Source organism: Flaviaestuariibacter flavus (genome assembly GCF_004337505.1).
GTDB lineage: Bacteria > Bacteroidota > Bacteroidia > Chitinophagales > Chitinophagaceae > Flavisolibacter > Flavisolibacter flavus.
The window spans coordinates 202,525-229,051 of sequence record NZ_SJZI01000042.1; the positions used below are offsets into that span (position 1 = coordinate 202,525).

Below are 26,527 nucleotides of genomic sequence, written 5' to 3' on the forward strand. Positions count from 1 at the left end.
GAACAATGGTGTGCGTCAGCCCTCATAATGAATCATAACAAATCCGCGCATTCCGCTTTAGCGGAATCTGCGTTCTTTCTCTCCGCGTACCTTCGCTCCATGCAATCCCTGATCGAATCCATTACTGCGCTTTATACAAAATGGGCCGGCAAGCCGCCCGCCGGCGTGGACGTGTTGCCGCAAGCAGGCTCCGACCGGCGTTACTTCCGGCTAAGGTCCGAAGACGGACGCACCGTTATCGGCACCCATGGGCTCAACATACGCGAGAACGAGACCTTCGCCTATTTCGCCGACCACTTTTATGCGAAGGGCATTCCGGTTCCGGCAGTGCTTGAGATGAGCGCCGACGGTACGGCATACCTGCAGGAAGACTTCGGCGATGTATCCCTCCTTTCGGTGCTGGAGCAGGAAGGCTATTCCGACCGCGTGTACGGACTCTTCCGCACCAGCCTGCAACAGCTCGCGCGCCTGCAGGTGCAGGGGCACGAAGGGCTCGACTACGACCGCTGCCTCACCAACAAAGAGTTCGGCAAGCAGGCGATCATGGCCGACCTGCTTTATTTCAAATATTATTTCCTCGACGCCCTGCGGCAGCCCTACGACAAGCAGCGTCTCATTGACGATTTCGAAGCGCTCGCCAATTACCTCACGCATACGGAGTACAAGTTTTTCATGTTCCGCGACTTCCAGAGCCGCAACATCCTGGTGCGCGATGGCGATACTGTCGGGTTCATCGACTTCCAGGGCGGGATGCGCGGAGCACCGCAGTATGATGCCGCCTCCCTGCTGTGGCAGGCGAAGGCAGCGCTTTCTTCTGAATGGAAAGAGCGGCTCCTCGAAGATTATATGGATGCCTACGATGGCCTGCTCGATCGCCCACTCGACCGTGGCATTTTTCGCAGCCAATACAACGGCTACGTGCTGATCCGCTTGTTGCAGGTGCTCGGCGCTTACGGCTTCCGCGGGCTCTTCGAGCGCAAGGCGCATTTCCTCACTTCCATACCACTTGCGCTTCGCAACCTCGGGGAATTCGTAGCCGGGAGCAGCCTGGGTATCATGTTGCCCGAGTTCCGGCGCGTGCTCGATATCTGCCTTGCCGACGAGGTGATGGAGCGCTTTATGCCCATCCAGGCCACGGAGGAAACACCGCTTGTTGTTAAGGTGTGCAGCTTTTCTTACAAAAAAGGGTATCCTGTTGATGAGAGCGGTAACGGCGGCGGCTTTGTGTTTGATTGCCGGGGCATCCTCAACCCCGGCCGCTTTGACGAGTACAAGGAGATCCACGGGCGCGACAAGCCGGTGATGGACTTCCTGGAACAGCGCACACGAATGCAGGAGTTCCTCAATTCGGTATATGATGTGGTGGACGTATCGGTGGAAGACTATATCCGGCGCGGATTCGAATCTTTGTCGGTCAGCTTCGGCTGCACCGGCGGCCAGCACCGCAGTGTGTACGCAGCCGACGCGCTGGCAAGGCATTTGCGCAACAAGTACAAAGTAAAAGTCGAACTGTGCCATACTGTGCAGGAGGCTAAGAATTGGATTAATAAACGTGAAGCATAAAGAGAGAAAGAACGCGGATTTATTATGATCTGTTATGATTGACGCAGGTGTTGATACCGACATCGGCATAAATCATAACCAATCTGCGCATCCCGCTTGCGGGATCAGCGTTCCTTCTCTTCCCTGCGATCACAAAATCGGAACTATGAAAGGAATGATCTTCGCCGCCGGGCTCGGCACGCGCTTCAAGCCCTGGACTGACCAGCATCCCAAGGCGCTGGCTGTTGTGAATGGCAAATCGCTGCTGCAGCGTGCGGTGGAATACCTCCAACAGTATGGCATCAACGAGATAGTGGTAAATGTGCATCACTTCGCCGACCAGGTGGAGGAAGCCATCAGCAAGGCAAAAGGCTGGGGCAGCCATATACACATCTCCGATGAGCGCGACGAGTTGCTCGACACCGGGGGCGGCATGCTCAAGGCGCGGCAATGGCTCGAAACCGGCACCTTCCTCACCCTCAACGTCGATATTCTTTCCGATGCCAACCTGAAAGACTTTCTCGTGGAGCACCAGCAGGACAATTCGCTGATCACCCTCGCCACAACCGATCGCGAAACGTCGCGCAAGCTCCTCTTCAACAAATACGACCGACTCTGCGGGTGGCGCAACAAAAGCACCGGTGAGGAAAAACTCGTGCTGGAAGCAAAAGACTACTTTGAAAAAGCATACAGCGGCCTTGCCATCTTCGAGCCCCAGGTGTTTTCGCTCACCAAACTGAGCGGCAAGTTCTCACTCATCGATCTTTACCTGGAGCTTGCTCACGACAACAAGATTTCCAGCTACGACCACAGCGGCTCCAAGCTCCTGGATGTAGGCAAGCCCGGCAGCGTGGAAACGGCAGAGAAGCTGTTTGCCTGATACTGAAATAGTTTTAGAAAGAAGAAGGCGTCCGTTCCGGGACGCCTTCTTCTTTTAATGCTTTTCTGCTTTAATGTTCCTGTTCGCGCCGGGCGCATAGTTGCCGGCGCTGAATACACCGAAAGCAAGAAGTGCGGCCAGCGCGCCGCTGCGGAAGGATGGTAATCGTTTCATGCGCGCAGTTTGGTTACTACAAGATAGAAAAAGAAATCGCCAAAGATGCATGCGTGCCGGTCCATGCACTTGCCGCGGGCAAGGCGGGCTGCTTGTATTATGTTTACCGAAACATTTTCGTCATGATCACCGTTCGCCCCCTGCAAGACCGGGACATCCCCCAGATCGTTCGCTACTGGACACACTCCGGTGATGCGCACCTGCAAGCCATGGGTGTTGACCTTTCGAAAGTGCCGGCGCCCGAACAGCTGGCCGCAGGCCTTGAGCGGCAACTGTCGCTGCCGGTAGAAGAACGCATGGCGTATTGCCTTATCTGGGAGATCGATGGTGTGCCTTCGGGTCATTGCAATACCAACCCTACACACTTCGGCGAAGAAGCCTTTATGCATCTCCATTTGTGGGAGCATGCACAGCGCCGCTCGGGCCTCGGGCTCCGGCTGGTGAAAGCCTCGCTGCCGCATTTCTTCAGCACGCTGCAGCTGCAGCGCCTTTACAGCGAGCCCTATGCGCTCAATCCCGCGCCGAACCGCACGCTCGGAAAGGCCGGCTTCGTGCTTGAAAAAGAATACGTGACCACGCCGGGCTCCATCAACTTCGAGCAGCCGGTAAAACGCTGGGTGCTGACGCGGGAAACATATGAGCAGCTGTATCGGCATTGACCGCGCAGGGGAGAAGGAACGCAGATTTATTATGATCTGTTATGATGAACACAGATATTGGTACGGATATCTGCGCAAATCCTAACCAATCTGCGTATTCCGTTTGCGGAATCAGCGTTCCTTCTCTCCCGCCGTTCCTGTAAAAGCAGGATGCCTCTATATTTCCCGCCGTAACTTGATCGCATCAAACCGAGTATGCGCATGAACCTCAGACACACATTCCTGCCCCTTTCCCTGGCGGCATCGCTCAGTGCCGGCGCGCAGAAGCCGGCGACGAAGGCGGCGCCCTTCCAGGTAAAATACGAACAGTTTACCCTGCCTAACGGCCTTAAGGTGATCCTGCACGAAGATCACTCCGATCCCATCGTGGCCGTATCCACGGTGGTGCACGTGGGCTCCAACCGCGAGAAGGCCGGCAAGACCGGCTTTGCCCACTTCTTCGAGCACATGTCATTCAACCATTCCGAGAACACACCGCGCGGCGCCAACCGTAAGCTCATTCCCGAATGGGGCGGCAACCGCAACGGCGGCACCTGGAGCGACGGCACCGTGTACTACGAGGTGATCCCCAAAGACGCTTTCGAGAAGATACTCTGGATCGACTCCGACCGCCTCGGCTTCATGATCAACACCGTAACGAAGGAAGCGCTCGCCAAGGAGATCCAGGTGGTGAAGAACGAGAAGCGCCAGAACTACGACAACGTGCCCTACGGCAGCACCAGCGAGGTGATCCTCGGCGCGCTCTACCCGAAGGAGCATCCCTACAACTGGCCTGTCATCGGCTCGCTGCCCGACCTGCAGGCCGCTTCGCTCGAGGATGTGAAGGAGTTTTACAACCGCTACTACGGCGCGGCCAACGCCACGCTCGTCATCGCCGGCGACATCGACCCGAAGAAAACAAAGGAGCGCGTGCAATACTGGTTCGGCGAGATTCGCCGCGGCCCCGCGGTGCAGCCGCTGAAGCCGATGCCGGCAACGCTCGCCGCCTCGCGCTCCTTCTGGTACGAGGACAACTTCGCGAAGCTCCCCGAGCTTACGATGGCCTATCCCTCCGTGGAGCAGAATCATAAGGACGCCTACGCACTAAACCTCCTGGGACAGCTCCTCGCCGGCAGCAAAACAGCACCGCTTTACTCGGTGATCGTGACGGAGCAAAAGCTGGCTCCTTCCGTGTCGGCCAACAACCAGTCGAAGGAGATCGCCGGTGAATTTTACATCCGCGTGCGCGGCAACGCTACCACCGATCTGGATGATGTGAAGAAGGCAATTGAAACGGGCCTCGCGCGTTTTGAAAAGGAAGGCTTTACCGACAAGCAGCTCGAAAATCTCAAGACGCAATACGAATCCAACCTGTACAGTGGCCTCGAGAGCGTGCTGGCAAAGGCTCAGCGCCTGGGCCGCGACAACGAGTTCCGCGGTGACCCCGGCTTTGTAACGAAGGAAGCCGTGCTGGTGCGGGGCGTGACGCGTGCCGACATCCTGCGCGTGTACAACCAGTACATCAAAGGAAAGAACTACATCGCCACCGCCTTTGTGCCCAGGGGTAAGAAAGACCTGGCGCTCGCCGGCGCCGAAGAAGCGAAGGTGTGGACCGAGCCCATCGTGAACGGTGTAGCTGTTGAAGATGTGGACCCGGGTGCCGACGCGCAGTTTGCCAAAACGAAAACGAAGAACGACCGCTCCGAGCCGGGCTTCGGCGCCATGCCGCTCTTTAAGATGCCACCTGTGTGGACCGGCACTATGGCCAACGGCATGCGCCTCTATGGCATCGAAAGCCGCGAGGTGCCGCTGGTGAACTTCGAGGTGGTGATCCCCGGCGGCCATTGGGCCGACCCTATCGACAAGAGCGGTGTGTCGGCGCTGCTGGCCGGCCTTATGACGCAAGGAACAGCTACGAAAACGCCGGCCGAGCTCGAAGCTGCCATCGACGCGCTGGGCGCCTCCATCAACGTAAGCAGTGGCAACGAAGAGCTGCGCGTGCGCGCTACCTGCCTCGCCCGCAACTTCGCGCCTACGATGGCGCTGGTGCAGGAGATGCTGTTACAGCCGCGCTGGGACAAGGCCGAATATGAGCGCCTCTATAAAGCCACGCAAACCGCCATCCAGGGCCGCGAGGCCAATGCCACGGCCATTGCCGCCCTCAACTTCAACAAGCTCCTCTATGGCGACCAGCACATCCTCGGCATCCCCGCGCAGGGAACAAGCGAGTCGGTGGCCCGCATCACGCTCGACGACCTGAAGCAGTATTTCAGCACTTGGGTAAAGCCCTCCGCTGCCACCGTGCACGTTGCCGGCGCAGTGCCCCAGGGTGAAGCGATCCAGACCATTGCCGTGCTGGCGCAGAACTGGAATGGATCAGCTCCTGCGCTGCCGTCCTACACGGTGCCGCAGCAGGATCGTGCAAATACGGTGTACTTCATCGACGTGCCCGGTGCGAAACAGTCGGTGCTCTACGTCGGCAAGCTCGGCGTTTCGGCTAAAGACCCCGATGCCACCGCCATCTCCTTCGCCAACGAAGTGCTGGGTGTGAACTCCAGCAGCCGCCTCTTTCAAACGCTGCGTATCGGCAAGGGTTTTACGTACGGCGCACAGTCGGCACAGCTGCGCTCCACGGAGCGCGCGCCCTTTCAGGCTGTGACCTCGGTACGCGCCAATGCCACGCTGGCTTCACTGCAGATCATCCAGGACATGATCCGCCAGTACGGCAACACCTTCACCGAAAAAGAGGTGGAGCTGACCCGCAACAAAGTGTTAAAGGGCAGTACCCTCGATTATGAAACGCTTGGCGCCAAGCTCGGCCTGCTTAACGAGATCAGCAAGTACAGGCGCCCGCTGCGCTTTGTGGAAGAAGACCAGCAACAGCTGGTGAAGATGAACCTGGCCGACTACCGCGGCATTATCGGCAAGCATTTCAACGAAGCCGATATGGTGTATGTAGTGGTAGGCGATAAGGCCACGCAGCTGGAAGAAGTGAAGAAGCTGGGAAAGAAGGTGGTGCAGCTCGATACCAACGGCAACCCCCTCGGATTTTAAGCCACGATAGGATTTCTTTAACAAGGCTCGCCCGCTCTGGGCGGGCCTTTTACGTTGTGGTTGCCCGTTAGATCGTTAACGCCGCATGCGCCCTTTTCACCCCCCGAATGACCCGGTTTGTCTAAAGTGAGGGCACATCGCCTTTTGGTGCGGGTACCTTTATGATGTACCGTGGAAACGCCGTACACACTAACCTTCGCCCTTTTAACCTAACCGTGTATTATGTTAAAGCACCAATCCAAGTGGGCCTGCCTGGCCGCTATTGCACTTTTCACAACCTCCCTTGTAAGCTGCTCGAAAGACCAGTCCATCCTTGAAGGAAAAAGCGGTAAGATCACCGTAGGCCCCGGCGGCGCTATTACTTCCGGTGGTACCACTTCTACCGGTGGCGGCACTACCGCTACCGGCGGCACCTCCACGAGCGGCACCGGTACTACGAGCGGCGGCACCACCAGCGGTGGTACGACCTCTACCGGCGGCAGCACTTCTACAGGCAGTACCACACCCACCTCTTCGCTCTACTCGCTGAACCTGAACTGGGCCGGCCGCGCCGACGCTGCCTATGGCTACACCCAGGCAGTGACCGATTTCAAAAACATTCCTTTCTGGGGTAAGAACACATCAATCTCCGGCGGCACCCTGAAGACCGTGCTGCTGAAGAATATGATCGGCCCCGACGGCGGCAACGTATCGCGCGTTGACATTCCGGATGCGCAGGAATACCAGCTCAATTTCGATATGAAGTTCGATGCCGGATTCGACTGGAGCGCGGGCGGTAAGGTAGGCTTCGGCTTCCTGCTCGGCGAAGGCAACACCGGTGGCGATCCCGCCTGGGACGGCAACGGCGGCAGCGCCCGCATCATGTGGACGAAGCGCAGCGACGGCACCGTTAAACTGATCCCGTATATCTACTATAAGGACCAACCCGGCACTTACGGCGACGAGCTCGCCAAGCAATACCCCGCCACCGGCTCCCTGCAGAAGGGCACCTGGTACAACGTAAAAATGTACGTGAAGAGCAACACCGGCTCCAACACCGACGGCCGCATCCAGATCGTGATCAACGGCACCACCCTGATCGACCAGGCCATCCGCTGGACCACCAACGATGCGCAGCGCCTCGTGAAGCACCTGTGCTTCGAAACCTTCCGCGGCGGCGCCGAGAGCTACTGGCAGTCGGCCACCGACGGCAGCATCTACTTCAACAACGTTGCTGTCACTGCTATCCGCTAATGGACAATCATCATAGTAAAGCCGTTCCGCGAAAGCGGGGCGGCTTTTTGTTTTTGAGATGGTCGCGATTCCACGTGAGCTGTAAAGCGTACCTGCGGCACGGTTTATTCAACACACAAAGGCCCCACTCCCGGTTTTTGGGTTGGGAGTTGGATTGGTGCAAGAGTGGCAGTAACTTGTTGTAGCGTAAGTTATTGTAGAGCGGTCCGTTAAGTACCGACAGGCGCGCTTTATTGTAACACAGCCAATAATTGCAAAATGGAATTCTCACCCTTTAATCACGTTGTTAAGATCTGCCTCCAGGGCATGGTTATGGAAGAGCAAGGCAAGGCAGACGAAGCCGCCATTCTTTTTCAACAGGCCTGGAATGATGCGGCAAATGACTTTGAAAGATTTCTTGCCGCTCATTATTTAGCCCGACAGCAAAAAACTGTTTCCGGGAAGTTGCGTTGGCTCGAAACGGCTTTACACCTTGCATTGTCGATAAATAATGACGCCGTTAACAGCGCTCTGCCGGCCCTTTATTTGAACCTCGCGAAATGCTATGAGGACCTGGGCGATCCGGACAAAGCAAAAGAGAATTACGATCTGGCAAACACATATAAGTACAGTCCGTCTGATAAAGGTCCGTTTTATCATGGCACGAAAGCGGATCTGCGGGTTGGCGATTTGCTGATCGCAGGAGGGGCGTCGAATTACCAGTCTGAGCTGAAAATGAACCATATTTATTTCTCGGCTTTGGTGAATGGAGCGGGGCTGGCTGCTGCATTGGCAAAGGGTGATGGTGCGGAAAGGGTTTATATCGTTGAGCCAACAGGGGCTTATGAAAATGACCCGAATCTGACAGACAAAAAGTTTCCAGGTAATCCAACCCGTTCCTATCGCTCCGAAGCTCCATTGAAAATCGTTGGAGTAGTAACAGAGTGGGTACGGCCAACACCCGAACAGCTGCAGGCCTTCCGCGATAAATTGGCGGACAGTAAAGGTGAAATAATTAATTAGGCACGGTCACGGCACAAAGCCTTGTTGGTTGTGCGCCATCGCTAAAGATCAAAATCACTGCATTATGTATACCCCTGAGCCAATCAGACTTTCATTAATCGCTCTGTTATTTGCCTGTTCGTTGAACGCAGGAGCACAGGCGCCGGCCGGTAAGGCTTCGAGGTATAAATTTACCGATACGGTGATCATGATCATCCCCGATGAGCTGGTGAAAGATGCTGCCGCAAATTTTGCCGAGCGGAAGGGCATCCCCGACTCGCTGAAGCCTATGCTGGAAGAGCAACTGAAAACCGCTTTGCTACGGAAGCAGCCGATGCAAATACAAACAAGGTTTGTTGATGCAGGGACAGACAGCACCATTGTTACTTTGAGTCCTGAGGTGGAGCATGAAGGACTGACGATGCCTCAATCCTATAGCAGGATGGTCATGAAAAAGGGGCGTGTTGTTTCCAGGATACTGGATGCCAATGATCAGAACGTGCCGATCCCGCCTCCCGACGGAAGAAGCTTTGCGTCAACGGGGCGCACCAGGATAATCATGGGGTATGCCTGCGCCGAATTCTCAGCCAATGATGGTGCCGTAACGATCTGGGTGACCGATGCGTTGCCCTCCTCAATTAACCCGGGTGTCAAAGACGTGAATGTCAAAGGTGCCATTCTTGGCTTCAGCATCAGGAGCCAGAGCGATCAGCTTACATCGGTTCTGATCAGGGTAGTCCCATAGGCCGGACGCGTCCCGTGGCGTAGCCAAACACTAATAATCAGTAAAGAATGACAGGCAAAAAATTTACGCCGTTCCCGGTTCTCAAAACCGATAGGCTGACACTGCGGCAACTCGTGATCAGTGATGACAGGGAGATATTTGCACTGCGTTCGGATGAGGCCGTAAACAAGTATCTCGGCAGGAAGGCAAGTCAATCAATCGATGACGTTCGGAGCTTCATTCAGGCCATAAATGAAAACATCCGGAAGAATGTTTCAATCTATTGGGCCATCACGTTAAACGGTAGGGATAAATTAGTTGGAACAATCTGTTTGTTCGATTTTTCCGGTGATGGTTCGCGGGCGGAAATCGGGTATGAATTATTGCCCGGGTTCCAGGGAAACGGTATCATGCAGGAGGCAATTTCAAAAGTGATTGAATTTGGGATAAAGGATATAGGTCTGAAATCTATAGAAGCCTATACGCACCGCGACAACCAGGGCTCCGTACGGCTTCTGGAGAAATCCCACTTCAAAATGGAGCGCGTGGATGGTGAAAAGTTTATGATATTTAAGTTGACAACTAACGGGTGAATACGCCGGTCAGCAAGCGCCTTTTTCCTGGCCGCTGTTCTGCCTCAGCACAAGGCCCGGCTGTTAAGCACAACGCTGCAACGCCAGCTTAATAACAAACGGCTGCCCGGCAACATTGTTTTCGCTAATTAAAAAGTACAGACCGTGGAGAGATCAACCGTACTAAGGATGGATAATGTCGGCATCGTGGTGGCATCCCTCGATGAAGCCATTGAGTTTTTTACGGAATTGGGCCTGACCCTCCAGGGGCGCGCCTTCGTGGAAGGGGCTTGGGCCGGTCGCGTCACCCGGCTGGGCGATCAGCGGGTTGAGATCGCGATGATGATTACACCTGATGGACACAGCCGGCTGGAACTTTCGCGTTTCATCACGCCACACACAGTCGCCGATCATCGCGAAGCCCCTGTGAACGCGCTCGGGTACCTGCGCATCATGTTCACGGTTGCGAATATTGACGAAACGCTCGCCCGTCTCTATAAGCGCGGCGCCACGCTTGTCGGCGACGTAGTTCAGTACGAACAATCGTACCGGCTGTGCTATATCCGCGGATGCGAAGGACTGCTCATCGGGCTGGCGGAAGAGCTCGGCAGAAGCTAAGGCCCTGACTTTTCATCAAGGATGCTTTTATTATATAGATTAGCCATTAACCTTTTTCTATGCGCCTGCTCCTCCTGTTTGCCGCCTTCCTGCTTTCTACTGCGGCCTCCGCCCAGAAGACGAAGGCCGAGCGTCTCGACTCGCTTTTTACAGCCCTGCATGCGGCCGGCTCTTTCAATGGCAACGTGCTCATTGCCGAAGACGGTGTGCCGCTGTTCGAGCGCTCCTACGGTCTTGCAAATCTTACTACGGGTGAAAAGCTCGAAGCCGGCTCTGTGTTTGAGCTTGCCTCGGTATCGAAGCAGTTTACGGCAACGGCGATCCTGTTGCTGCGCGAAACCGGCCGGCTGCGCCTCGACGACGAGCTCGGGCGCTGGATCGCGGGCCTCGCCCACTACAAGGGCGTTACGCTTCGCCACCTGCTGCAGCATACCGGCGGGCTGCCCGAGTATGACGGGCTGCTCGATTCGCTGTGGACCGACAAGCAGCGCATCGTTACCAACGACGACATGATAGCGCTCTATACGCAACACCGCTTTGCGCCGGTGTTTGCGCCGGGCGCCAGGTGGGCGTACAGCAACACGGGTTATGCCCTGCTGGCATCGGTGATTGAAAAGGCGTCCGGTATGTCGTACGGCGCTTACCTCGATAAATCGATCTTTCGCCCGCTGGGGATGAAGCACACCACGGTATACCGCCGACGCTACGAGCAGCGGCGCAGCATCCCGCACTATGCGTACGGATATGTGCGCGACGGAGCCCGGGGCTTCGTACTGCCCGACTCGCTGGCGCGCACTTCTTATGTACACTACCTCGACGGCATCGTGGGCGACGGCACCGTCAACTCCACCGCCCGCGACCTGCTCACCTGGGATGCGGCCCTCCGCTCGGGTAAGCTGCTGTCCGCAGCTGTACAGACGGAGGCATATACGCCCGCCGTCCTCAATGATGGCAAGACCTATCCCTACGGCTATGGATGGGCCATCGGCAAGTCGCCCGCGGGCCGCTCGGTGAGCCACTCGGGTGGATGGCCCGGTTATGCCACTTTGATTGCCCGCGATCTCGACAGCCGAAAGACGATCATCCTCCTCAAGAACATGGAAGGCGGCGGACTGCCTGTAGGCCCGGTAAACCGTATTCTTTACAACCTGCCCGATGTGGCCGGCAGCGGCGCCCTCGTGCTCCCGGCTGCTTTGCTGGATACCTATGTGGGCTCCTATGAGCTTGTGCCGGAATTCTCCATCACCATCACGCGCGAAGGCACGCAGCTCTACGCGCAGGCAACGGGCCAGGGCCGCCTTGAACTTCAGGCGATCAGGGAAGACCTGTTTGCGGTAAAGGGCGTGGATGCCAAACTGGGCTTTGTGAAGGCGGACGGGAAGGTGGATCACCTGGTGTTGTACCAGGGTGGGCACGAGCAGGAAGGAAAGAAGGTGAAGTAAGCGGATGCATCCCGCACAATCCGCAACTTTACTGTCATGAATGCCCATCGCCTTCCTGCGCTCCTTTTCGGTATCGCCGCACTGCTGTTGCTGGGCCTGCTCCTTTGGGCGCCCCAGGCCGGTCTCGACCTGCATGTGGCTGACACCTACCTGGTAATCGAAAAGCCCTTCCTCTATGCCGCACCGGCGGCGCTTTGTTTCCTCTTCTGCCTGCTTTACCTGGTGGCCGGGCGCATCCTGCTGTCGCGCTGGCTAAGCTGGATCCACCTCGGCCTGACGCTGGCTTTCTTCGCCGGGATCTTTTACACAGCCCACTCCGGCCCGTCCGGCGGCACTACCGTCAACCTGCAACCGCGCCTCTGGACGGGCACGCCCTTCGAGCTGCTGCTCGCCGGCTTTGCCATCGGGCAGGCGGTCTTCGTGCTCAACCTGCTCGGTGGCCTGCTTCGCGCACCCTTCCGGCGGCGGGCCTAAGCCCGACCTTAGCACGGCATTTGCATCTTGCTGCCCGTTCCCTCCTTACCTTAACCGCATATTCTCCATACGTATGAAGCAATTCTTCCTGGCCTTCACGGCCCTTTGCGGTGCGCTCGGCGCCGGTGCGCAGTCCGGGCCCACCACGCCGCCCGTTACATCGTCTGTACAGCCGAAGTACAACCAGTACGAGGCGTTCAACCCGCAGTTCTATCCCTACCCGGGCAACGACTTCCGCAGCGCCTCCGGTGAGCCGGGGCCGCGCTACTGGCAAAACCGCGCCGACTATAACGTGGCCGTCACCCTCGACACGGCCACGCATAGCGTAAAAGGCAACGTCACCATCACGTACACCAACAACAGCCCTGACAACCTCACGTTCCTCTGGCTGCAGCTCGATCAGAACATTTACCAGCAGGGCTCGCGCGGTTCCGCCACCACCACGCAGGCCGGCGGCCGCTGGGCCAACCCCGCCTTCACGCAGGGTGATGTGGTGCGCAGCATTTCCGCCGAAACGGGCGGTCAGAAAACAACACCTAAATACACCATCACCGACACCCGCATGCAGGTGTGGCTGCCGCAGCCGCTGAAGCCGGGTGGCAAGACCACGCTCAATATCGGTTATGACTTTACCATCCCGGAGCGCGGCACCGACCGCATGGGACGCCTCAAAACCCGCAACGGCTGGGTGTATGCCGTGGCCCAGTGGTTTCCGCGCATGGCCGTATACGACGACATCCAGGGCTGGAACACGCTGCCCTACCTCGGCGCCGGCGAGTTCTACCTCGAGTACGGCAATATCGAGTACAGCATCACCGCGCCTTCCAATATCATCATCGCCGGCTCGGGTGCGCTGATGAATGAAAAAGAAGTGCTCACTACGCAGCAGCAGGCGCGCCTCGCGCAGGCCCGTAATTCCGACAAGACGGTCACCATCCGCTCGGCCGAAGAGGTCAACAGCGCATCATCGCGCCCCCCGGGCAGCGCACTCACCTGGCGCTTCCGCATCGAGAACGCCCGCGACGCCGCCTGGAGCGCCTCCCGTGCCTTCGTGTGGGACGCCGCGCGCATCAACCTGCCCTCGGGCAAGAAATGCCTGGCGCAAAGCGTGTATCCCGTGGAAAGCATCAAGACCAACGGCTGGCAGCGCGGCACCGAATTCACCAAGGGCTCCATTGAACACTACTCGAAGCAATGGTTTGAATTCCCTTACCCCGTAGCCACCAACGTTGCCTGCAACGTGGCCGGCATGGAATACCCCGGAATCGTGTTCTGTAATTATACCGACAGCGGCTCCGAGCTCTGGGGCGTCACCGACCACGAGTTCGGGCACACCTGGTTCCCGATGATCGTGGGCTCCAACGAGCGCAAGTATGCCTGGATGGACGAAGGCTTCAACACCTTTATCAACGACCTGTCGACGAAAGAATTCAACAAGGGTGAGTTTGCCGCCAGCTCGCTCGATGGCGGCGCTTCGGAGATGACCGGCTACGTGTTCAACTCCAAAATGGACCCGCTGTGGACGGCGCCCGACGTGGTGCAGCAGGCCAACCTGGGCGTGGCCGCCTACTTCAAGCCGGCTATGATGCTGGGCGCCCTCCGCGACGTGGTGCTCGGCCCCGAGCGCTTCGACCGCGCCTTCCGCGAGTACGTGCGCCGCTGGGCCTTCAAGCATCCTACGCCCTGGGACTTCTTCCACACCATGGAAAACGTGAGCGGCGAAGACCTCTCCTGGATGTGGCGCGGCTGGGTGATGAACAACTGGACACTCGACCAGGCCGTGACCAACGTGAAGTACAATAACAACGATGCGTCCAAGGGCGCTGCCATCACCCTGCAGAACCTCGGCCAGATGGTAATGCCTGTGCCGGTGCGCATTACCGAAACCAACGGCACCGTCCATAACATCACCCTCCCGGTGGAAGTGTGGCAGCGCGGCGGCACGTGGACCTTCACCGTTCCCAGCACCTCCAATATCCGCGACGTCACCATCGACCCCGATAAGAAGCTCCCGGATATGAACCGCGCCAACAACTCGTTTAAAGCGCAGTTTTGAGGTATTGATTTGAATGTGCTAAAACGCAAAGGCCGCTCCGCAGGAGCGGCCTTTGTCTTGCGGCCAGGTTGCAGGTTTTAGCTGGGATCGGAGGAGCGCTTTTCCTGCCGGCAAGTGCTTTGAGAAGACCCATGTATCGAATATCGTCTTCTGGCTCGATGTAAAAAGGCGCGCCGCGGTGCAGGCGGCCCGGGTGCGCCGAATCCTTTCCTGACGCAGAAATTGGTACTTTCGGAGGAGCAGATCGGCCTTCGGATGAGCCCCGGCCCTTACTGAACAACCGTTCATGCCAAAACAAAACTACTATGATGAAAAAGACGGTGCTTCGCTACGGCGGCTATGGCACCATCGTTCTTGTTGTGCTGAGTGCCCTTCCTTTCCTGTTTTTCAGCGGTGGCCAGGACTATGACAAAATGGAAGTTTTCGGTTACCTCACCATGGTGCTCTCCATGGTCTTTGTATTCTTTGGCCTGCGGCATTACCGCGATTCAGTCAATGGCGGCGTGCTCGGTTTCGGACAGGGACTGAAGCTTGGGCTGCTGATCACCCTGCTGCCCGCCATCGGTTTCGGGCTGTTCGATGTGATCTACACGCGCGTGATCAACCCGGGCTGGCATGCCGAGTATATGGCGCAGTATTCCGCGAAGCTGCAGCCGGCCGAGCGCGCCGCCTTCGAGCAGCAGATGGCCCTGTTCAGCAATCCTGTTTTCGAGTTCCTCCTGATGGCGGCCACCGTGCTCATCATCGGGCTTATCGTTACCATCATCTCCACGCTGGCCCTGATGCGCAAGCCGCGCAAGGAGCTGGCAGTATGATGTCATTTGTCTTCAATAAATTATCGCAACCAACTTCCCGTTTATGAAAAAAGTAACCGGCATCGGCGGCATCTTCTTCAAGACCAAAGACACCGAGGCCACCAAGGCCTGGTATAGCGAGCATCTCGGCCTGACTGAAACACCCGGTATGGGTGTGGTGTTTGCCTGGCGTCCCTTCGACAATCCTTCTTCGGCGGCCTGCTCCATCTGGTCGCCCTTTAAGGAAACGACCAATCATTTCAGCCCATCGGAACATGACTACATGATCAACTACCGTGTTGCCGACCTCGAGGGCCTGCTGGCGGAGCTGAAGGCCGCGGGTGTAACCGTGGTGGGTGACATGCAGGTGTATGACTTCGGCAAGTTCGGCTGGGTGCTTGATCCCGACGGTCGCAAGATCGAACTGTGGGAGCCGCTGGGTCCGCAGACCGGTGAATCATTCAAAGACGGCAGTATTTACTGAGCCCGGTGCCGCGGATTAATGCATCTGTTCAGAAGTTGTTGCGGCAAAGATCATCCAGCTGCGCGTCTTCGAGCACGTCGCGCAGGATCTCGTTGCCGGCACGCCGCCACTTTACCAGGCGCAGCTGCCCTTCCGCGATCTCGATGCCGGTGATCTCGCCGTCCGAATAGCAACAGCAACCCGAGTTGAAGTAACTGGGCTTGAGCGAGAGATAGTCTTCTGATACGGTGGTGTATTCAAACTTGCGGCGCCGGATCTCTTCCTCGATCTCGTCTACCGACGAGTCGTTGTCGGCCCGCGCGTAGAGAAGGCGCCGGTAGAGACGCTCAATGTGCGTGAGCGATTCGAATACGGGCTGGTGCGTGTGGCCGGTAATGAGCAGGAGTCCGGGTTGCCGCGCGCTCCATTCATACATCATCGCGTGGTGGCGGGTCTTCAGGTTGTTGTCGTAAGCGGGTGTGTTGGGGTTGATCCGCAGCCAGGCCTGAAAGGGCGCCCAGATGCGGGCCACGAAAAACTTGCTGAACCAGTTGCCATCGCTGACGGCGTCACCCTGGTGCCCGTGGGTGCAGAAGATCTCCAGCGGGCCGGCCGCCGTATTCGTGCGCAGCAGCACGCCTTCGTAAATCGGTACCGGCTGTCCGTATACCGATTGAAGGAAGGATGGAGCCAGCGGGTCATTATCCCAGAGCAGGTCGTGGTTGCCGAAGATCTTGGTGAGGGCGCCGCGGTCAAGAAAAGCCTTTTCTATTTCGAAGGTGGCCGCCTGCGCATTTTTGACGGCAGGCCAGCTGTTTTCCCATAGCTCCTCGCTGTCGCCAAGTGCCACGAAGTGATAGCCTTCCCGGTTATAATGTTCGAGTGCCCCGAGATAGGCGGGCGCGCACACCGCGAAGTCGTCGGAGCCGTCGCCGGCACCTTTGTGCTGGTCGGAGAAAATAATGAAGCGGTCTTTCGCTGCATCAAAAGGCAGCACGAGGCCTTTCTTTTCGTTGCCTGCCCGGATACGCGCCAGCTGCTTGTCCAGCGCTGCATTCACGTTTGCTGCTATGGGCGCCGAAGAGTAGCGGGCGCTGAGGCGGAGCACAGGTTTGAGTAAAATTCGTCTTAGAAATGCACGCATAGACAATGTGGTAATGCGGTAATGTGAGAATGCGGTAAGCAGGTTCTATGGTTCTGAGGTTCTGTGGTTCTGAGGTTTTGTAATACCCGGGTTTTACAAGCTCTGGTGCCGGGCAAGGAAAGACGCAGAAGGCTTGCCGGGATCGCCTAATTATCACATTACCGCATTCTCACATTACCGCATTCTCACATTACCGCATTATTTGAGGTTGTATTTCTTCATCAGTGCCAGCAACACGCCATTCGTCCAGCCAAAGCCGTCCTGCGTGGGGTATTCGCCGCCGCCGCCTTCTTTGTCGGCATGCACCACGTCGTATTTCTCGGTGAGCTTGCCGGTTTGGCGAAACACGCGTAGGTTGAGTTTCACCCAGCGCGTTGCTACCGTGCGTGCGAGCGATGTGTCGCGATAGCGGTCGAGGCCTATCACCGTTACCCATTGCAGCGGTGCCCATCCGTTGGGCGCGTCCCACTGCTCTTTGGTGAAGCGCAGCGTGGTCACTACGCCGCCGGCTTTGAGAAACTGTTTCTGGAGCAGCGTACGGGCGGGGCGCAGCTGGCTCTTATCGGCGAGGCCCAGGAAAAAGGGAAACATCCCCGCAAGCGTCGGTGCCTGCGTGGTGCGGCGCGCATCGAGGTCGTAATCCATAAACCATCCCGTTCGCGGCGACCAGAAATGTTTGAGGATCGCCCTGTGTCGTGCGGCCGCGGCGGCGGCATAGCGTTGCGCGGTCTGGTTCATGCCTTTCAATGCAAGGCCTTTGGCAATGGTTTGTTCCAAATGATACAGCAGGCAGTTCAGGTCGACGGGAAGTATCCGCGTCGTGCGGATGCTGTGCAGGTTCTTGCCGTCGGCAAACCAGCGGCTGCTGAAGTCCCACCCGCTTTCGGCGGCCGAGCGCAGGTCGCGGTAAAAGGCCCCGGCGCTGTCGGCGTGGTGCTTGCGGCCGGGCATCACGTCCTCGGCCCAGGCTTCCTGCCGCGGGATCTCGAGCTGGTCCCAGTAGCGGTTGAGTATACTTCCGTCGGCCAGCTTCACCACGTGTTGGGTTGGGGCGCTGCTGTCTATCCAATAGGAGTACTCGCGCTGCAGCTGCGGGAGGTAATCCGTATAAATACGGTCGCCGCGGATGCCGGCCAGCAGCTCCACCATCAGGCTGAAGAAGGGCGGCTGCGAGCGGCTCAGGTAATAGGTGCGGTTGCCGTTGGGAATATGCCCATACCGGTCGATGAGCCAGGCGAAGTTCTTCACCATGCTTTCAATCATGCGGTCTTCGCCGCTTTCGCGAAGGCCCAGCATGGTGAAGTAGGAATCCCAATAGTAGATCTCGCGGAAGCGGCCGCCCGGCACGATGTACTCGTGCGGCAGGGGGAGGAGCGAAGAGCCTTCGGCGGCGGTGTCGGCCTTGCGGTGCAGCACGTGCCAGAGGCGGTTGATGTGTTTTTCAGCGTCGGTCTCGGTGGTTTCGTAGTCGCTGATCGGCTTCTGCGGCAGGTGGAAGTTCTCGGTAACGAAATGCATCAGGTGAAAGCCGGGGCGCTCGCGCTCTTCTTCATACGCCTGCAGGATGTGCTCGGCGCTGTATCGCGGCAGCGCGTCCACAAAGGTTTTGCTGTCCGGGAAAATATGTGCCAGCTGCACGTCTTCGAACAGCCTGCCGTAAATCTGGTCGGGAGTTTTTTGCGCCATGAGCGACAATGGGAAAAGTACGGAAAGGAAAAGGAGACGCATGGTAGGGAGTTGAAGGTTCTGAAAGGTTTTAACAGGTTCTAAAGGGTTCCTGAGGTTGTTAACAACGCCTTCACTGCGTGCTGAACCTTTTAAAACCTATTAGAACCGCTTAAAACCTTTGAACTTTTACAAGGCGGCAATCATCGAAATCTCCACGTTCACAAAGCGCGGGAGCGCCGATACCTGCACGGTTTCGCGGGCGGGGAAGGCCTCGCTGAAGTATTTGCCATAGATCTCGTTGACCTCGCTGAAGCGGTTCATGTCGGTGAGGAAGATGGTGGTTTTAACAACGTTGCTGAAAGACCCGCCGGCTTCCTGGAGGATGGCCTTGAGGTTATGCATCACCTGGTGGGTTTCTTCCTGCAGGTCGGTGTTGCGGAGCTGGCCGGTAGCAGGGTCGAGGCAGATCTGGCCGGAGATGAAGAGCAGGTTGCCTGTGCGCACGGCCTGGTTGTAAGGACCAATCGGGGCCGGTGCGCTGGTAGTATTGATGATCTGTTTTTCCATGAGGCTAATATCGGCAATCGCCATTGCCGCCCCGCGAAAAGTTTGGCCGGATGCCCTTAGGTTTGCGCCATGGAAATCGCGATCATCGCTCACGAAGCGGCTCTCGCCGCCTGGGCTGCCAACGCCAGGGAAGGCACGCGTGTGCTCGGTATTCAGTCGCCCGAAGAAGCGCCGGAGGGCGCCCTGCTTATCGACTGCGAATACGACGGCACCGCGCTGCGCGGAAGCCAGCTGCGCGCACACAAGGGAGCTGTATGGGTGAGCGACGTTCCGGGTCATGCGATCGGCATCACCGGCTTTGTCCGCTTCAACGGCTGGAACGCCGCCGCAGCACGCATCGAGGCCGCAGGTACGTCCGAAGTCCAGGCAGCCGCCGAAGAAGCCGCGGCGGCACTCGGGAAAACGATCGAGTGGGTGCCCGACACCCCGGGCTTCGTTACCGCCCGGGTGATCGCCATGATCATCAACGAAGCCTACCACGCCTGCTCCGAGGGCGTCAGCACGAAAGAGGATATCAATACCGCCATGAAGCTCGGTACCAATTACCCGTTCGGCCCCTTCGAATGGGCGGCGCAGATCGGGCTGAAGCACGTAGTGGAATTATTGCGGGCGCTTGCGCACAAGAACGGGCGCTATGCGCCGAACGCGTTGCTGTTGCAGGAAGCGGGAGAGAAGGAACGCTGATTCCGCAAGCGGAATGCGCAGATTGGTTATGATTTACACGGATGTTGGTACCGATATCTGCGTTCATCATAACAGATCATAAAAAATCAGCGTTCTTTCTCTCCGCCACATCATACATGGTGAATCACGTACGTCACCACACCCCAGATCATCTTTTCAGAAAAATGATCCAGCGCGATGGGCGCGAGCTTCGATGCCGGCACAAGCCGGGCGCCGTGTGTGCCTTGTTTTTCGAGGCGGCGGATCAGCAGCTCGCCGTTTACCGACGCAATCACCACCTTGCCGGAAGAAGGCGGGAGCGAACGGTCCACGATCACTACGTCGCCTTCCTGGATCCCGGCGCCGCTCATAGCGTCGGAGTTGACCCGCATAAAAAAGGTAGCCGCCTTGTTGCGAATGAGCTGCTCGTTGAGGTCAATGCCCATCGTCGATTCATCTACGGCTTCCAGTGAAGCAGGTAAGGCGCGGTCCTCATTACCGGCCGGCGAAAAATAATCCCGGGCATCCATATCAAAAAGTTTTGTTTGCTAAAATTCTCGGTAAATTTATACTAATTAATTTAGCAAAAAGCAAACCAACGTCTATGGATACCCCGAATTCAACATTGCCCGGCTACCGCATCCACGAATACCGCCTGCAGGTGCTGCTGCCCGACGCGTTGCAGGAGCGCATTGCGCATTTACGGGAACGCCTCAACGAACGTCACCGGGTAAAAGGGGCATCCGGGCCGGTGCCGGCACTGACGGTGCTTCATTTTCATGCCTTTGAAAAAACAGAAGCGCGCCTGCTGGAACGCCTTCAGCAACTCTCCTGCTCGATGACGCCTTTTAAAGTGGAACTGGAAAACTTTTCCGCCTACCCGTCCCACACCATTTATATCAATGTGCCAACACGCACGCCTTTCCAGGAGCTGGTAAAAGAGCTTCGGCAACTGAAATGGCTGATGAATATCCAGGGGCACGAGCCGCACTTCATTCCCGAGCCGCAGCTGGTGCTGGCGCAGCGCCTCAAGCCGATGCAGTTTATCGGGATGTGGATGGAGTGCGAGCACAGCGAATTCTCCGGGCGCTTCATTGCCGATCGCCTGGCGCTGCTGCGTCGGGGCGAAACGGGTGGCTGGGAGCCGCTGCGCGAGCTGGAGCTGTTGCAGCAGCCGCTAGCTGTCAAACAGGGAGAACTGTTCGGGTGAGGCGCCGAGCTCGGGGTAACTCACTTCGGCAAGTGTGCCCGCATGGTTGGTGTCGGCACCGGGGCGCCCGATGGCGCGGTCGATGGTGTGCGCTTTGAGATAGCTGTCGGGACAAGGCTGCAGCAGCTCCTGGATCTTTTCGCGGGGCAGCTCCGGGTTCAGCCAGTCTTGCCAGGCCGCGCGCGGCAGGATCACGGGCATCCGCTGCTTGCTGTTGTGGATGCGGGCCATAAACGGATTGGCGGCAGTGGTAATAATGGCGAAGGTGCGGAACAGCTCGCCGGTTTCAGGCTCGGTCCAGTGGCTGTAGATGCCGGCGAAGGCAAAGAGCTCTTCCTCCTGCAGCCGCACCAGGTGCGGGTATTTTTTCTTCTGGAACTCCATCCACTCGAAAAAGCCGTCGGCCAGCACCAGGCAGCGCCGCTTGGGCACATAGCTGCGGAAGGCCGGCTTTTCGAAGATGGTCTCGCCCTTGGCGTTGAGGGTTTGCGCCCGCAGCTTCGTGGCTTCTTCGAGCGTGCCCACCCAATGAGGAATCAATCCCCAGGTGTAGGCCTGCACCTTGCCCGGCTCCTGCGAAGTGATCACCGGCATATGCGGAAAGGTGAAGCCATTGGCATGAAATACCGGCTCGAAAGGCATTTCCCACTCGGCGGTGATGGCCTTCATCACCTGCTCCTGCTTCTTGGTAAACGTATAATGATAGCACATGCGGCAATAAAGTTACAATGCCGCGGCAAGCAATGATCTTCAATGAGCAATAACATCCTGCATACAAAAACAGACCTCGGCCGCTACGGAAAAGCCGAAGGCGAAGATGAATACCACAAAGGCCGCGGCGCGCAGTTCAATACGCCGAACCGCTTTGATAAAACACGGCAGTCGAAAGACCATGCGGAAGGCATCGATGAGTGGGTGGAGGAAAGCGTGCGCACACAGTTCATCGAGGTGGAGGCGAAAAGCCTCGTCAACAAAGTAGACAGCCCCGATGTGGGCATGTTTTACAGCATGAATCCCTACCAGGGCTGCGAGCACGGCTGTATTTACTGCTATGCGCGCAACTCCTTCGAATACCTCGGCTTCAGCGCGGGCCTGGACTTTGAAAGCAAGATCCATGTGAAGCACAATGCGCCCCAGCTCCTGCGCCAGTTCCTGATGCACCCGAAGTGGCAGTGTGTGCCCCTTTCGCTCAGCGGCAACACTGACTGCTACCAGCCCGCCGAGCGCCGGTTCGGGATGACGCGCGCCCTGCTGGAGGTGTGTCGCGAATTCAACCAGCCCGTAGGCATCATTACCAAAAATGCAGGTATCCTGCGCGATACCGACCTGCTGCGCGCCATGGGCGAGCGGCGCCTCGTGTCGGTGCTGATGACCATCACTTCGCTCGACGAGCGCCTCCGCGGCGCGATGGAGCCGCGCACCACCACCGGCGCGCAGCGTATCCGCACCATCGAAAAGCTGGCTGCAGCGGGCATCCAGGTGGGAGTGATGCTGGGACCCATGATCCCCGGCCTCAACGAGCAGGAGATGCCGGCTATCATCAAAGCGGCGGCGGAGGCGGGCGCCACCTTTTCAGCCTACACCTTCGTACGGCTCAACGGCGCGGTGAAGCTGCTTTTTCACGACTGGCTTTATAAGAATTTTCCCGACCGCGCCGACAAAGTGTGGCACCTCATTGAGTCGGGGCACGGCGGCCGCGTGAACGACAGTGAGTTCGGCCGGCGCATGCGGGGCGAGGGTAATATCGCGCAGCTGGTGGCGGATCAATACCGGACCTATACGAAAAAGTATGGCCTTGGCCACGAGCGCCTGGGGCTCGACTGCACGCAGTTCAGGCGGCCGGGGGAGCAGATGAAATTATTCTGATGCCTGGTCCTGCTCAGGAGCTGCGACGTTTTGCATTGGGCTTCGGCCGGATGCTGATGACATAGCGCGTGGCCTTGCCGATCGTTTCCATGTGTACCAGGTACTCGCGCGAGCTGTAGGTTTCCAGCACCTCGCCGCTGCCTTCGTTGTTTCCGGGAAGGGCGTTGAAAGATCCGTCTTCGGCGACCTGCCGGCGAATGGCGGCGTAGTTGTCGGTGGAGCGGGTGGCGTATTGCACCATCTTCACTTCGTTGCCTCCCAGGTCTACGAATACCATTTCCGTAAAACGCTTCGTGCCCGGGTCGCGGTCGCCGAGAAACACGATGTTGCCGTCGTCGGTGCGGGCGCGGCGGTTGAAGCCGCGGGCGCGGATATAGCGAAATACCGATGCCGTATCCTGCCGGTTGTCGGTAACGTAAATCAGGTCGGTGAGCGACAGGCGCTGGGCCCCGGCCGGGAGCGCGGAAAGAACGATCAGAAGCGCAAGGACGACTTTCATAAAGTGTAGATGATAGGGGACCGATAAAGGTAGCGCATCCTTTGTTAAAGAAGGCCCACTGTAGAAATACGGACGCGTTTGCACGCCTGCTGCAAAAATATTTTTCACAAAAGTTTTGCTTGCATCAATAAAGCTTCTCATTTTTGCCCCCACAAAATAATCAACAGTGAACCGCATAGAATTATATATCAAGCAAACGATGGGATTCAGCCCGAAGGGCGATCTCCGTGGCGGGGCCTGTATTGCAGTCTGGTAGTAAACCAAAACTTCACATACGTCAAACCCCGCGGCAATGCAGCGGGGTTTTTCTATTTCCTCCTGTATTCTTCGGATCAACCAAAAAGAGCGAACAGAAAAAATGAATTCGTGTAAACACGCGTCACATAAAAACCAACCAGGGGCCAGCAGCCTGTTACCGGAAAGCCGCGCCGCGCAAAGCCGCAGCGGTTTCGGAACGGACTTCCTGTGCCCATCCGGGAGACGAAAGCCTGTCCTGTCATAGCATTTGCTCTGGCAACACAAGCCCGGTCTCCCGCAAGGACCGGGCTTTTTTGTGCGCGTTTCATAACCAATAAAAACAGGAAGTATGGAAAGCGGAAGGTATCGGGTGATCACCCGTCCGGGAAGGAAGTTACTGGTAGAGGTAATGGGGCGGCAACGGCGTGCCGTGGGCGATCTCCGGAGTGGCGTGGATCGGGCGTGATGAGGTGCATTATGTAAATGAGTAAAACAACAATCATGAAATTCTTTTTAATCATCAGCGTGCTTACGTTCCTGCTGCGGCGCCTGCTGCCGGCAGAGGAAGAGCCGCAATAGGTACACATTCTTTTCAAGACCCGGATGTTCCGGCGTCCCGGTCTTTAACGGCTCGTAGCTCAATGGGCAGAGTACGCGATTCTTAATCGCGGGGTTGTGGGTTCGAAGCCCACCGGGCCGACGAAGGACAAATAGCTCCAACGGTAGAGCAGCGGGTTGAAGCCCCGTGGTTGCAAGTTCGAATCTTGCTTTGTCCACGATTGGTAACTATATAAAAAAAGGAGGTATTTATGTTCAGACGATTCCTGGGTCGCCGGATGCCGTCGCCGGCCGGCCTTTTCAACGGTCCCTTCTTCGACGTGCGGACGCTCTTCGTGCTCGAGTTCGATTGCCTGCCGAGCGTCTGCGCCGTGGGTGATCTTGACGGCGACCGGGCCCTTGTCTTCCTGCGTGAGCGTATCGCCTCGCAGGTGATCAAGACCTGGCAGCACAGCTTCTTTGAATACGACGAAGGCACAGTGTGCTTCGCCCGGAGCATCTACCTGCTGCCCGGCCGCCGGATGGTCGAAGTGGGCGCAGGGTACGTGGAGTTGCTGCACGATGGCGACTTCAGCTGGGCCAACGCGCTCGTGACCGAGCTGGCCCGCTTCCGCCAGGTACAAAAAGAAGCGCCGATCGGCTTTGCACGCTCCGGCTCGATGAACTGAGGCCGAACACGCAACCGGTTGTATCAGAACAAAACAGTATTAATACGGAATAAAGAACCAGCAATGGAAACACAATTTGAAAAAACGATCAGCGTGAACGCGGCGCTCGGGGAGGTCTTTCCCGACAGCCGGGCTTACTACCTGTGGCGCTTCGGGCGCATCCCGAGCCGGCATTACATCTCGGGAATCGCGGGGGAAAAGCTGGTTGCTGTCTTTCGCGAGCGCTTTGCGGAGCTGATCTGCGATGTGTACCAGAACCAGTGGTACAATAAAAAACGCCGTCGCTATGAGATCGACAAGACGCTCCTGGTGCTGACCAACGGCTGCGTGGTGGAGATCGCCTATTACTGCGAGATCCTGCACGACGGCCATGCCGATGTATTTGTAACGGAGTGCACCGCGCTGGCCGCCCGCTTCCGCGAGCGCGAAAAGCGGCAGCCGCAGGAGATCAACCTGATCGTAAAGGGCGAATATGGACTTACAACACGCTCCATGGAGATCAAGCGGGCGAAGCTGGACCTCGATCTTTTTTACGAGGCCGACTTCGCCGCCGTGGATGCCGTGATCCGCAGGCGCCTGCGGCAAAAGGACGATAAGGGCATCGTGCTGTTGCATGGGCTGCCCGGCACCGGCAAGACCACTTACCTGCGTTACCTGGTGGGTCAAACCCGGAAGCGCGTGCTCTTTCTTTCGCCCACGGTCGCGGGCAACCTGATGGATCCCGACTTTATCGACCTGCTGATCGAAAACCCGAATACGGTGCTGGTGATCGAGGACGCCGAGAATGTGCTGATGGACCGGAGGGCGCACAGTCATTCCGGTGTATCGAACCTGCTGAATATTTCAGACGGCCTGCTGGCCGACTTCCTGAATGTGCAGCTGGTGTGCACCTTCAACAGCCCCGTGGCGCTGATCGACCCGGCGCTGCTGCGCCAGGGACGACTCATTGCACGCTACGAGTTTGGTAAGCTGGGGGTGGAGCGTGCCCAGCGCCTCAGCAGCCACCTAGGTTTCCGGAACGAGATCCGGAGCCCGATGACGCTGGCGGAGATATCCGCCCAGGGCGAGCCCGCACTGCAACAAAAGCGCGTGGAAGTGATCGGCTTCCGGCAGGTGACACTTGAAAACTGAGGCGAGAACGAGAGAACAAGCTGAGAATTCACTAAAACAAAAACCAATGAACCGGATACAAAAATGGCGGCGGCTGGATGGCAGGCCCATCCGGTTGCCCATCGACGAAGAAGTGCGGATGACGCTCCTGCGGGAGCAGGCCGCGGGACACGAGCTGACGGTAAGCATCGGCTCCGACAGCCAGGTGAAAGGGAAGGATATTGACTTCGCCACCGTAATTGTATTTATACGGAAAGGCAGGGGCGGATTTTTCTTTATCGCCACCGACCGGCTTCGGCAACCCATGACCGTGAAGGAGCGGATGCTGGAAGAGGTGACGCGAAGCATCGAAGTGGCCTACCTGCTGGCGCCCGTGTTTGCGCGCTACGGCGTGCCGCTGGAGGTGCATGCCGATATCAACCCCGACCCGAAGTTCAAAAGCAACGCGGCCTTCCGCGAAGCGATGGGCTATATCATGGGGATGGGCTTCACCTTCCGGGCAAAGCCGCACGCTTTCGCGGGCTCGTGCTGCGCTAACAAAATCGTGCAATGACTGGAGAAGGAACGCTGATTCCGCGAGCGGAATACGCAGATTGGTTATGATGTTTTATGATGGCTTACGCACGAAGCGTCGGCATCTGCGCAAATCATAAGGATCATAAGAAATCAGCGTTCTTTCTCATCACGTAAAT

At 57.5% G+C, this 26,527-nt stretch carries 26 protein-coding genes and 2 tRNA genes; 22 read left to right on the plus strand and 6 right to left on the minus strand.

Annotated elements, in window-relative coordinates:
* The first annotated feature begins 99 nt into the window (after positions 1-99).
* The 14 genes from EPD60_RS08890 to EPD60_RS08955 all read left to right on the plus strand — a co-directional run bounded on the left by EPD60_RS08890 (position 100) and on the right by EPD60_RS08955 (position 15,666).
* Positions 100-1,563: a RapZ C-terminal domain-containing protein gene (locus tag EPD60_RS08890; RefSeq protein ID WP_131448925.1), complete on the plus strand. Its 1,464-nt coding sequence runs from the start codon at positions 100-102 to the stop codon at positions 1,561-1,563.
* A 145-nt stretch (positions 1,564-1,708) separates the two neighbouring features.
* Positions 1,709-2,422 (plus strand): nucleotidyltransferase family protein, encoded by a 714-nt coding sequence (locus EPD60_RS08895; RefSeq protein ID WP_131448927.1) that lies wholly within the window; start codon positions 1,709-1,711, stop codon positions 2,420-2,422.
* Between the two features lie 296 nt (positions 2,423-2,718).
* On the plus strand, positions 2,719-3,255 hold the full coding sequence (locus EPD60_RS08900; RefSeq protein ID WP_207896577.1) for a GNAT family N-acetyltransferase: 537 nt from the start codon (positions 2,719-2,721) through the stop codon (positions 3,253-3,255).
* Between the two features lie 201 nt (positions 3,256-3,456).
* A complete protein-coding gene (locus EPD60_RS08905) occupies positions 3,457-6,288 on the plus strand; it encodes a M16 family metallopeptidase (protein WP_207896579.1) in 2,832 nt (943 codons plus the stop codon).
* 222 nt (positions 6,289-6,510) lie between these two features.
* Positions 6,511-7,521: a polysaccharide lyase gene (locus EPD60_RS17160; protein ID WP_207896581.1), complete on the plus strand. Its 1,011-nt coding sequence runs from the start codon at positions 6,511-6,513 to the stop codon at positions 7,519-7,521.
* Positions 7,522-8,109: 588 nt separating this feature from the next.
* The gene (arr, locus tag EPD60_RS17395; RefSeq protein ID WP_394346038.1) at positions 8,110-8,523 is read left to right on the plus strand and encodes an NAD(+)--rifampin ADP-ribosyltransferase; all 414 of its coding nucleotides are present in this window, start codon (positions 8,110-8,112) and stop codon (positions 8,521-8,523) included.
* A 64-nt stretch (positions 8,524-8,587) separates the two neighbouring features.
* Positions 8,588-9,247, plus strand: coding sequence for a hypothetical protein (locus EPD60_RS08920; protein ID WP_131448933.1), 660 nt, complete (start codon positions 8,588-8,590; stop codon positions 9,245-9,247).
* 47 nt (positions 9,248-9,294) lie between these two features.
* Positions 9,295-9,819 (plus strand): GNAT family N-acetyltransferase, encoded by a 525-nt coding sequence (locus tag EPD60_RS08925; RefSeq protein WP_131448935.1) that lies wholly within the window; start codon positions 9,295-9,297, stop codon positions 9,817-9,819.
* 168 nt (positions 9,820-9,987) lie between these two features.
* Positions 9,988-10,416 (plus strand): VOC family protein, encoded by a 429-nt coding sequence (locus EPD60_RS08930; protein WP_243647794.1) that lies wholly within the window; start codon positions 9,988-9,990, stop codon positions 10,414-10,416.
* A 59-nt stretch (positions 10,417-10,475) separates the two neighbouring features.
* A complete protein-coding gene (locus tag EPD60_RS08935) occupies positions 10,476-11,858 on the plus strand; it encodes a serine hydrolase (RefSeq protein ID WP_131448939.1) in 1,383 nt (460 codons plus the stop codon).
* Between the two features lie 36 nt (positions 11,859-11,894).
* Entirely contained in the window at positions 11,895-12,332 is a 438-nt protein-coding gene (locus EPD60_RS08940) for a hypothetical protein (RefSeq protein ID WP_131448941.1), read from the plus strand.
* A gap of 73 nt (positions 12,333-12,405) precedes the next feature.
* Positions 12,406-14,388: a M1 family metallopeptidase gene (locus tag EPD60_RS08945; protein ID WP_131448943.1), complete on the plus strand. Its 1,983-nt coding sequence runs from the start codon at positions 12,406-12,408 to the stop codon at positions 14,386-14,388.
* A gap of 305 nt (positions 14,389-14,693) precedes the next feature.
* Positions 14,694-15,203 (plus strand): DUF4199 domain-containing protein, encoded by a 510-nt coding sequence (locus EPD60_RS08950; protein ID WP_131448945.1) that lies wholly within the window; start codon positions 14,694-14,696, stop codon positions 15,201-15,203.
* Positions 15,204-15,246: 43 nt separating this feature from the next.
* Positions 15,247-15,666 (plus strand): VOC family protein, encoded by a 420-nt coding sequence (locus EPD60_RS08955; protein WP_131448947.1) that lies wholly within the window; start codon positions 15,247-15,249, stop codon positions 15,664-15,666.
* Between the two features lie 28 nt (positions 15,667-15,694).
* Here EPD60_RS08955 and EPD60_RS08960 read toward each other — a convergent pair whose 3' ends face one another.
* The 3 genes from EPD60_RS08960 to EPD60_RS08970 all read right to left on the minus strand — a co-directional run bounded on the left by EPD60_RS08960 (position 15,695) and on the right by EPD60_RS08970 (position 19,024).
* A complete protein-coding gene (locus tag EPD60_RS08960; protein ID WP_131448949.1) occupies positions 15,695-16,789 on the minus strand; it encodes a metallophosphoesterase in 1,095 nt (364 codons plus the stop codon).
* 198 nt (positions 16,790-16,987) lie between these two features.
* Entirely contained in the window at positions 16,988-18,517 is a 1,530-nt protein-coding gene (treA, locus tag EPD60_RS08965) for an alpha,alpha-trehalase TreA (RefSeq protein ID WP_207896583.1), read from the minus strand.
* 126 nt (positions 18,518-18,643) lie between these two features.
* Positions 18,644-19,024: a RidA family protein gene (locus tag EPD60_RS08970; protein ID WP_131448951.1), complete on the minus strand. Its 381-nt coding sequence runs from the start codon at positions 19,022-19,024 to the stop codon at positions 18,644-18,646.
* A gap of 69 nt (positions 19,025-19,093) precedes the next feature.
* Here EPD60_RS08970 and EPD60_RS08975 point away from each other — a divergent pair, with 69 nt between their 5' ends.
* Positions 19,094-19,708 carry a 3-hydroxyacyl-CoA dehydrogenase family protein gene (locus EPD60_RS08975; protein WP_131448953.1) on the plus strand — a complete coding sequence of 205 codons (615 nt, stop codon included), beginning with the start codon at positions 19,094-19,096 and terminating at the stop codon, positions 19,706-19,708.
* Positions 19,709-19,818: 110 nt separating this feature from the next.
* Here EPD60_RS08975 and EPD60_RS08980 read toward each other — a convergent pair whose 3' ends face one another.
* Positions 19,819-20,217, minus strand: coding sequence for a LexA family protein (locus tag EPD60_RS08980; RefSeq protein WP_131448955.1), 399 nt, complete (start codon positions 20,215-20,217; stop codon positions 19,819-19,821).
* A 74-nt stretch (positions 20,218-20,291) separates the two neighbouring features.
* Between EPD60_RS08980 and EPD60_RS08985 the strand changes: the two genes are divergently transcribed.
* Positions 20,292-20,897 carry a 2'-5' RNA ligase family protein gene (locus EPD60_RS08985; RefSeq protein ID WP_131448957.1) on the plus strand — a complete coding sequence of 202 codons (606 nt, stop codon included), beginning with the start codon at positions 20,292-20,294 and terminating at the stop codon, positions 20,895-20,897.
* Here the strand turns inward: EPD60_RS08985 and EPD60_RS08990 are convergent.
* Entirely contained in the window at positions 20,865-21,608 is a 744-nt protein-coding gene (locus EPD60_RS08990; RefSeq protein ID WP_131448959.1) for an SOS response-associated peptidase, read from the minus strand. The two genes, EPD60_RS08985 and EPD60_RS08990, sit on opposite strands and share 33 nt — an antisense overlap.
* A 42-nt stretch (positions 21,609-21,650) precedes the next feature.
* Between EPD60_RS08990 and EPD60_RS08995 the strand changes: the two genes are divergently transcribed.
* The gene (locus EPD60_RS08995) at positions 21,651-22,763 is read left to right on the plus strand and encodes a PA0069 family radical SAM protein (RefSeq protein ID WP_131448961.1); all 1,113 of its coding nucleotides are present in this window, start codon (positions 21,651-21,653) and stop codon (positions 22,761-22,763) included.
* Between the two features lie 13 nt (positions 22,764-22,776).
* Here EPD60_RS08995 and EPD60_RS09000 read toward each other — a convergent pair whose 3' ends face one another.
* Positions 22,777-23,262: a hypothetical protein gene (locus EPD60_RS09000; RefSeq protein ID WP_131448963.1), complete on the minus strand. Its 486-nt coding sequence runs from the start codon at positions 23,260-23,262 to the stop codon at positions 22,777-22,779.
* Between the two features lie 864 nt (positions 23,263-24,126).
* Between EPD60_RS09000 and EPD60_RS09005 the strand changes: the two genes are divergently transcribed.
* The 5 genes from EPD60_RS09005 to EPD60_RS09025 all read left to right on the plus strand — a co-directional run bounded on the left by EPD60_RS09005 (position 24,127) and on the right by EPD60_RS09025 (position 26,388).
* Positions 24,127-24,199, plus strand: a tRNA-Lys gene (locus tag EPD60_RS09005).
* 4 nt (positions 24,200-24,203) lie between these two features.
* A tRNA-Phe gene (locus tag EPD60_RS09010) sits at positions 24,204-24,275 on the plus strand.
* 33 nt (positions 24,276-24,308) lie between these two features.
* On the plus strand, positions 24,309-24,725 hold the full coding sequence (locus EPD60_RS09015) for a hypothetical protein (RefSeq protein WP_131448965.1): 417 nt from the start codon (positions 24,309-24,311) through the stop codon (positions 24,723-24,725).
* A gap of 63 nt (positions 24,726-24,788) precedes the next feature.
* Positions 24,789-25,856 (plus strand): AAA family ATPase, encoded by a 1,068-nt coding sequence (locus tag EPD60_RS09020; protein ID WP_131448967.1) that lies wholly within the window; start codon positions 24,789-24,791, stop codon positions 25,854-25,856.
* Positions 25,857-25,902: 46 nt separating this feature from the next.
* Positions 25,903-26,388 carry a ribonuclease H-like YkuK family protein gene (locus tag EPD60_RS09025; protein ID WP_131448969.1) on the plus strand — a complete coding sequence of 162 codons (486 nt, stop codon included), beginning with the start codon at positions 25,903-25,905 and terminating at the stop codon, positions 26,386-26,388.
* Positions 26,389-26,527: the final 139 nt, after the last annotated feature.